The sequence below is a fragment of the Desulfobulbaceae bacterium genome, assembly GCA_015231515.1.
GTDB lineage: Bacteria > Desulfobacterota > Desulfobulbia > Desulfobulbales > VMSU01 > JADGBM01.
The window spans coordinates 21,003-28,471 of the sequence record JADGBM010000033.1; the positions used below are offsets into that span (position 1 = coordinate 21,003).

At 42.6% G+C, this 7,469-nt stretch carries 7 protein-coding genes; 6 read left to right on the forward strand and 1 reads right to left on the reverse strand.

Going from position 1 to position 7,469, the window contains the following annotated elements; translation table 11 throughout:
• Window positions 1-8: 8 nt before the first annotated feature.
• The 6 genes from HQK80_07365 (at window position 9) to HQK80_07390 (ending at window position 6,759) form a co-directional block, all read left to right on the forward strand.
• Window positions 9-842: a 2-oxoacid:ferredoxin oxidoreductase subunit beta gene (locus HQK80_07365; GenBank protein ID MBF0222034.1), complete on the forward strand. Its 834-nt coding sequence runs from the start codon at window positions 9-11 to the stop codon at window positions 840-842.
• A complete protein-coding gene (locus HQK80_07370; protein MBF0222035.1) occupies window positions 832-1,419 on the forward strand; it encodes a 2-oxoacid:acceptor oxidoreductase family protein in 588 nt (195 codons plus the stop codon). Before HQK80_07365 ends, HQK80_07370 begins: the two co-directional genes overlap by 11 nt.
• A gap of 78 nt (window positions 1,420-1,497) precedes the next feature.
• Window positions 1,498-4,446: a phosphoenolpyruvate synthase/pyruvate phosphate dikinase gene (locus tag HQK80_07375; protein ID MBF0222036.1), complete on the forward strand. Its 2,949-nt coding sequence runs from the start codon at window positions 1,498-1,500 to the stop codon at window positions 4,444-4,446.
• A 29-nt stretch (window positions 4,447-4,475) separates the two neighbouring features.
• Entirely contained in the window at window positions 4,476-5,825 is a 1,350-nt protein-coding gene (gene gdhA, locus HQK80_07380) for an NADP-specific glutamate dehydrogenase (protein ID MBF0222037.1), read from the forward strand.
• A 447-nt stretch (window positions 5,826-6,272) separates the two neighbouring features.
• Entirely contained in the window at window positions 6,273-6,536 is a 264-nt protein-coding gene (locus HQK80_07385) for a BrnT family toxin (GenBank protein ID MBF0222038.1), read from the forward strand.
• The gene (locus tag HQK80_07390; protein ID MBF0222039.1) at window positions 6,532-6,759 is read left to right on the forward strand and encodes a CopG family transcriptional regulator; all 228 of its coding nucleotides are present in this window, start codon (window positions 6,532-6,534) and stop codon (window positions 6,757-6,759) included. Before HQK80_07385 ends, HQK80_07390 begins: the two co-directional genes overlap by 5 nt.
• A gap of 186 nt (window positions 6,760-6,945) precedes the next feature.
• Here HQK80_07390 and HQK80_07395 read toward each other — a convergent pair whose 3' ends face one another.
• The gene (locus HQK80_07395; protein ID MBF0222040.1) at window positions 6,946-7,314 is read right to left on the reverse strand and encodes a response regulator; all 369 of its coding nucleotides are present in this window, start codon (window positions 7,312-7,314) and stop codon (window positions 6,946-6,948) included.
• Window positions 7,315-7,469: the final 155 nt, after the last annotated feature.

Genomic DNA, 7,469 nt, shown 5'->3' on the forward strand with positions numbered 1-7,469 from the left:
GAAATCTGATGAGTATAGAGATCAATACATTACGTCATAAATATCTGAGACATGATAAAAAGTTTCCTCATATCTGGTGTCCAGGTTGTGGAAACGGCATTATCATGGCCTCGCTGCTCAGAGCAATTGATACGATCGGTTTGGATAATAACGAAGTTGTGCTTGCCTCTGGAATTGGTTGTGCCGGGCGGATGCCTGTTTATATGGATTTCAATACATTGCATACAACCCACGGCAGGTCACTGACTTTTGCCACAGGCGCTAAATTGGCTAATCCGCAACTCACCGTGATTTCCGTAATGGGTGATGGTGACGCGACGGCTATTGGTGGAAATCATTTCATCCATGCCGCACGCAGAAACCTCGATCTCACCGCAATAATTGTCAACAACCAGATCTACGGAATGACCGGGGGACAGTATTCGCCGACCACGCCCTTCGGTGCCAATGCCACTACGTCCCCATATGGCAACGTTGAACATGCCTTTTCAATCGCTGAACTTGCCGTTACTGCCGGGGCATCTTTTGTTGCCCGTGGTACTGTATATCATGTTAAGCAGCTTGATACGCTGCTCGAAAAAGCTATTTTAAAGACGGGCTTCAGCGTTGTTGAAATTATGACTAATTGCCATACCCAGTATGGCAGACGTAACAATATGGGTGATCCTGTAACAATGTTACAATGGTTAAGGGATTCTGCTGTTCCAATTTCAGAGGTGAAAGAGCTGGATAAAGAAACATTAGGCGATAGGTTCCCGATTGGAATTCTTGCTGATCTTGAGAAACCTAATTTTATTGAGCAATACCAAAAAATTCAGGACAAAAGCAAAGATGAACGATGATCGCTACGAAATACGTTTGGGTGGATCCGGCGGCCAGGGGGTAATAACAGCTGCAGTTGTGCTGGCTGAAGCTGTTGCTCTTTACGAAAGTAAGCATGTCTGTCAAACCCAGAGTTATGGTCCTGAAGCGCGTGGCGGCAAGAGCAAGGCTGAGGTTGTAATTAGTTCAAAGCCAATTGACTACCCCAAGGTTCTGAAGATGGATATCTTTCTTGCCATGAACCAGGCTTCATGCGATGCCTATTTTTATGATTTCAAACCCAATGGTCTGCTTATTATTGATTCAACTTTAGTTGAGCAGGTTCCCACCAGTCGTGTACTATCGATACCTTTTACCAGTATTGCCCGAAAACTTGGTCGTGAAATTGTTGCAAATATGGTCGCTTTAGGGGCCATTGGCCATTTCTGTCCAATGGTTTCAAGTCAGAACATTGTCAAGGCCTTATTGGCCAGGGTTCCAAAGGGTACAGAACAGCTTAATAGAAAAGCCCTGAAGGCGGGTGCTGATGCTGCCAAGAGTTTTGATCTTGACCAACTGCCTCGTTCTATATCTGCCGATGATGATGAACTTTTTTAGTGGAAAACATGTGGAGTGCCAACTCTGAACTTCTATATTCTGAGGTGGAATAATTCCGAGATCAACCAGTATCCCGTTATGATCGATCCAGAAAATTTAGTTCGCAGGTTTGATGAAAATGCATCTCTCTTCCATGAACTTATGTCGTTTAAGGTTCGTGAAATTCTTCTTGTCTCCAGTCCCTATGACGCATTTGCCCTTGAGGAAGATGGTAGTTTAGCCCAGCGCATAATTAACGAGTATAATGGCTTAAATCTAAGTGCTCCACCTCGTCTTACCCACGTCTCGACCGTCCAGGAAGCTCTACAGCATCTTTCAAAACGCAAATTTGATCTGGTTTTATGCATGCCGTTTGTTGGTAGTATGGACGCCTTTTCGGTTGGGAGACAGATTAAAAAACATCAACCACGCCTGCCGGTTATTCTTTTGACCCCTAATCTCCACTGTCTTGAGGCCGCATCTCAAAGAGATTGTTCTGGAGTAGATCGTACCTACGTTTGGACAAGAGATTCACGACTGCTTCTTGCCTTGATAAAAAATCTTGAAGATCATGTCAACGTAAAGGCCGATACTCGCACTGCCATGGTGCGTGTGCTTATCCTTGTTGAAGACTCACCTGAGTATATCTCATCATTTCTGCCAATACTCTATCAGGCAGTGGTGCAGCAGACGCGTTCTGTTCTCGAAGAAAGTTTTAATGAAGAGCACCGACTCCTTAAAATGCGCGCCCGTCCCAAAATACTCCTGGCCTCAAACTATGAAGAGGCTAGGAAACTTATCAGGCGTTATCGAGACTATGTCTTCTGTGTGATGAGCGATACGCGCTTTACCCGCAAGGGTGTTTTCGATGATAACGCTGGAATACGCCTGCTGCGATATGTGCGAAAAAACGATAAAGATATCTCATTATTGCTTATGAGTTCAGACTCGTTCAATCAACAAAAGGCAGAGCAGATCCCGGCCAGCTTTGTGGATAAGAACAGCTCGGATCTATTACAGATTATTAAAGGATATTTTGAAAAGTATCTGGGCTTTGGTGACTTTGTCTTTCGTCTGCCGGATGGTCAAGAGGTGGGGCGAGCAAAAAACTTTAAAGAGTTCGAATCTGCGGTTTGTACTATACCCGAAATCTCTTTTTTATATCATGCCAAGCGGCAGCATTTTTCAAACTGGGTAATGGCGCGTTCAGAAATTGGTATGGCTACGCTACTGGGTGCAATCAGGACTGATGATTTTGATACTGTCGATTCAATGAGAACATATTTGTCTGAAAGTATTTTTGCCCTTCGCAAATGGAGACATCAGGGTGTTGTCGCTGATTTTGAGAAACATGATTTTGATCCGAGAGTGATTGATATTGTCAAGATTGGCGATGGTTCTCTGGGCGGCAAAGCAAGGGGTCTTGCGTTTTTGTCCTCACTTCTTCATAGCAGACAAGATATACGCCAGAAGTTTTATGGTTACCCAGTTAAAATCCCAAAAACATTGGTTATTACAACTGATATTTTCAATGATTTTGTTGATTCAAACATGTTGTTTTACCTCTGTGGTGGCCGTGATCACATAGTGCGCAGACAATTTTTAAAGGCACAACTGCCAGAGATTCTAGTGGAGTCGTTACGAATTTTTCTTAAAAAAGTTTTCTGGCCCTTGGCGGTTCGTTCGTCAAGCATGTTTGAGGACGCTCAATATAGACCATACGCCGGTCTTTACGAAACGGTAATGCTGCCCAATGATCATCAGGATTTTGAGGTGCGTTTAAAACAGTTGCAGGATGCTGTTAAACTTGTCTATGCCTCAACCTTTTTTGCGAACCCCCGTTCCTATGCTAAAAGCGTTGGTCAAAAACGTCATGACTCAATGTCAGTAATTATTCAACAACTGATCGGCCAGAAAACGGGTTCATATTTTTATCCTGCAATATCCGGAGTAGCACAGTCGTATAACTATTATCCGATCTCCTATATGAAGCCTGAAGATGGTATCGTCTCAATGGCCTTAGGTTTCGGGAAAGCTGTTGTTGAAGGCGAAAAGTGTTTCCGTTTTTGTCCAAAATACCCAAAAATTCTACCACAATTTTCCACAGTAGATTTGATGTTAAAGAACACCCAGCGCTATTTTTATGCCCTGGACATGAGTTGTAACGAGGACGATTTAACCAATGCTGCCAACCTGGTCAAGCTTGAGATTTCAGAGGCACAAGAAAATTACGCTATTAATAACGTCTGTAGTACCTATATAGAAGATGAACAACGAATTCGTGAGAGTGGTGTTGGGCCCAAGGTTGTGTTGTTTTCTCAAATTCTGAAATATAAGCTTTTTCCTCTCGCCGATATTATTAACGATATGCTTATGATTTGTGAAAAGGGGATGGGGGGGCCGGTTGAAATAGAATTTGCGGTTGATCTTACCGGTGACGCGCATAAAAATAAGTTTTATCTACTACAAACCAGGCCGTTGATCGTTGGAGGTGAAGTAGAGGATGTGCGACTTTCTGAACATGAGATAAACAAAGCCCTGTTTTACTCGGAACAGACTCTCGGGCATGGTCTTAATACTGATATTGAGGATATTATTCTGGTTAAAGATTTCGGCTTTTCTCTTGATAAAACGCCAATCATTGCCAGAGAAATCAGTGAAATAAATTCAAAAATAGCCCGTCGGGGAAAAAAGTATATTTTAGCAGGTCCCGGGCGTTGGGGATCGGCAGACCCCTTGCTTGGCATTCCGGTTCGATGGCATGATATCTCAGCCGTGGGAGCCATTGTCGAGCTTGTTACTGAACAGGTAAACGTTGAACCCTCTCAAGGGACGCATTTTTTCCAGAACATCACCTCACTCAATATATTTTATATGACAATTAGCCTGGGTAAGACAGCCGACCTTTTCGACCGAAAACAGATTGAGGGATTAGATCTCATAAGCGAAACTGATCACCTGCTGCATTTACGTTCCTGTACTACTTTTACTATAAAAGTAGATGGAAAAACTGCTCATGGAGTTATCGTCAGTAATCAAACGAATTAACGCTTCACTAGACACTTTAGGAGTTAACGATGAAAGATCTCATGGATATTATTGATAATAAAGACCCTGGTCAAAAGGAGTTTAAACAAGCAGCCCATGAGGTTATTGAATCAGTTAAACCCGTTCTTGATGCCAATCCGGAGTATCGTCAAAACGGTATTTTGGAGAGGATGATAGAGCCCGAGCGCGTCATTATATTCAGGGTGCCATGGGTTGACGATCAGGAAAATATTCAGGTTAATCGCGGGTTTCGGGTAGAGATGAACAGCGCCATTGGCCCATACAAAGGTGGTTTGCGATTTCATCCATCCGTTAATCTGGGAATTATGAAATTTTTAGCTTTTGAACAGGTTTTTAAAAACGCCTTAACAACACTTTCCATGGGGGGAGGCAAGGGTGGTTCAGATTTTGATCCAAAAGGTAAATCAGATCTTGAAATCATGCGTTTTTGTCAGAGTTTTATGGCTGAACTATTTCGTCATATCGGCCCCAACACCGATATACCGGCAGGAGATATTGGTGTCGGGGCTCGAGAGATCGGTTTTTTGTTTGGTATGTATAAAAAGTTAGCAAACGAATTTACCGGTGTCCTGACCGGTAAAAGTCTAAACTGGGGTGGCAGCTTAATTCGGCCGGAGGCAACCGGTTACGGCTGTGTCTATTTTGCCAGTGAGATGCTCAACACAAAAAATGAAAACCTGCATGGGAAAAGATGCCTGGTTTCAGGATCCGGTAATGTCGCACAATTTACTATTGAAAAAATTATTGAACTTGGTGGTAAGGTCATAACCTTCTCGGATTCATCGGGCTATATTTTTGATGCCGAGGGGATAGACGAAGACAAACTAGCGTTTATCAAGAAACTTAAAAACGTTAAACGGGGCAGAGTCAGTGAGTACGCTGAACTCTACCCAGAGGCTGTATATACAAGTGCTGATTCTGCAATGGGCTTTAACCCCTTATGGAATCACAAAGCTGACTGTGCCTTCCCCTCAGCAACCCAAAATGAAATTAACGAAAACGATGCTCAAAATATGGTCGATAATGGTGTCTTTCTTGTCTGTGAAGGAGCCAACATGCCTTCAACACCAGGGGCCGTTGATATTTTTATCGATCATCAGCTTCTTTATGCGCCGGGCAAAGCTGCTAATGCCGGGGGAGTTGCCGTCTCCGGCCTGGAAATGGCCCAGAACTCGATGCGAATTAACTGGCCTAAGGATGAAGTCGATAACCGGTTAAAGCTTATAATGAAAGAAATTCACCGCAGTTGTCTTGAGGCCTCTAACGAATACGGCCTCAAGGGCAATTATGTCGCTGGAGCCAATATTGCCGGATTTGTAAAGGTCGCCAATGCCATGCTTGACCAGGGGGTGGTATGATGTGAATTATTCAGATGGATTGCACCTTTAAACGTGAGATTTCTTAAGAGTAATTTGCTGCCCATTAAATCGATGTACAGTTCGCGTAGTAAAATCCTTTGAAATTATGAATACTTCTTTAGGCGCTCCTGATTTCCGTGTTGTTCTATTAACCCTGTGCAACACTTATTTTAATACAGCTTAAACCAGAAAATAGGATGATGGTAGTTGCTGATGCGGAAGATAATTATGGGGCTATTGACTCGTCTGGACGTTGAAATCGAAACCGGTACTCATGGAACTTGTTGACTCCGGTGACCTTTAAGATCAGAAAGATACATATTGACCGAATATCAGTTCTATTAGAATAGATCACCTCTATGCTAAATACCTCTCAAAAATGAGTAGAAAGGATAGATATGGTATATTTACAGTTGAATAATTCACCTATATGAATATAATGTAGGTATGAACTTTGAATATGATGAAAGGAAGAGCCTTTCAAACAAAAATAAACATGGGTTAGATTTTGTGGAGGCACAAGCCCTATGGGATGACGAGAGGCTTTTTGAAGCACACATTTCAACGAGTCAAGAACCTCGCTGCTTGGTAATCGGTAAAATTGCTTCAAAACATTACTCGGCTGTAATTACCATAAGAGGAGATAATGTGCGCCTTATATCGGTGCGACGATCTCGTGTTAAGGAGATAGAAATATATGAAAAAGATTAATACCACAGAATTTGATAAGAAATTTGACCACGGAGAAGTGGATATTATTGAGCACCTTGACCTTTCCACTGCTAGACGGCCAAACCTTGAAGCAAAACGTGTTAATATCGATTTTCCTACTTGGGTAGTTGAAAAACTTGACAGAGAATCAAAAAAACTTGGCATAACAAGACAAGCTCTTGTTAAAGTTTGGATCGCTGAAAAGATTAAAGAAGCTGTTTGATCCTGCTCTAAATTCTGTATAAATCACCGGGATTGTCCTCACCTCAAAATCACGGTGTCGCCTGTAGCACATAGTTATAGGCTAGGCCACTACTCATGGAACACCGTAACTCGGTAGGGTGGCAAGAGCTGAAGGGCACATCGTGACCGGCGCAAAACTAAAAAATGTTTGTTGAGTTGATTGGTTTTAACCCGCAAGGCAATTTTCAACTGTTGCTAAAAGCTTTTTTCGCTCAAACGGTTTCCGCAGAGTGCACATAGCCCCAAGCTCTTTGGCTGCTTGTAAATAAGTGTAAGGATCCGCTCTTCCACCACCGGAAATGGCAATTATCTTGGCTTTCGGAAATTCACTTCTCATCTCCATAATAAGCCCAATGCCTTCTTTGTTCGGCATGACCAAATCAGTAATTATCAAGTTGGGTAGGTTCTCACGGTAATGCCGCAAACCAATAACCCCGTCCTCTGCTTCTAAGACCTTATACCCAGCTGACTCCAGCATTTCCCGGAGCATTTCTCTGTAGTCACTGTCGTCGTCAATAACAAGAATTGTGGTCATTTTAAATCCTTTGAGAAATTAAGCTGTTTTATCCAAAACCTTACGAATCAACTCGGCAATTACTCCTTTCGTGAGAGGTTTTAGTGCAAACTCTTTTATACATTAAAAAGGGTCAGAGTGAAATTAAATTCGAACTTCACCCAAAGGTTCATCCG

Coding starts and splice junctions, on each gene's coding strand:
- HQK80_07365 (MBF0222034.1), top strand. CDS start 9: ATGAGTATAGAGATCAATACATTACGTCATAAATATCTGAGACATGAT.
- HQK80_07370 (MBF0222035.1), top strand. CDS start 832: ATGAACGATGATCGCTACGAAATACGTTTGGGTGGATCCGGCGGCCAG.
- HQK80_07375 (MBF0222036.1), top strand. CDS start 1,498: ATGATCGATCCAGAAAATTTAGTTCGCAGGTTTGATGAAAATGCATCT.
- gdhA (MBF0222037.1), top strand. CDS start 4,476: ATGAAAGATCTCATGGATATTATTGATAATAAAGACCCTGGTCAAAAG.
- HQK80_07385 (MBF0222038.1), top strand. CDS start 6,273: ATGAACTTTGAATATGATGAAAGGAAGAGCCTTTCAAACAAAAATAAA.
- HQK80_07395 (MBF0222040.1), bottom strand. CDS start 7,314: ATGACCACAATTCTTGTTATTGACGACGACAGTGACTACAGAGAAATG.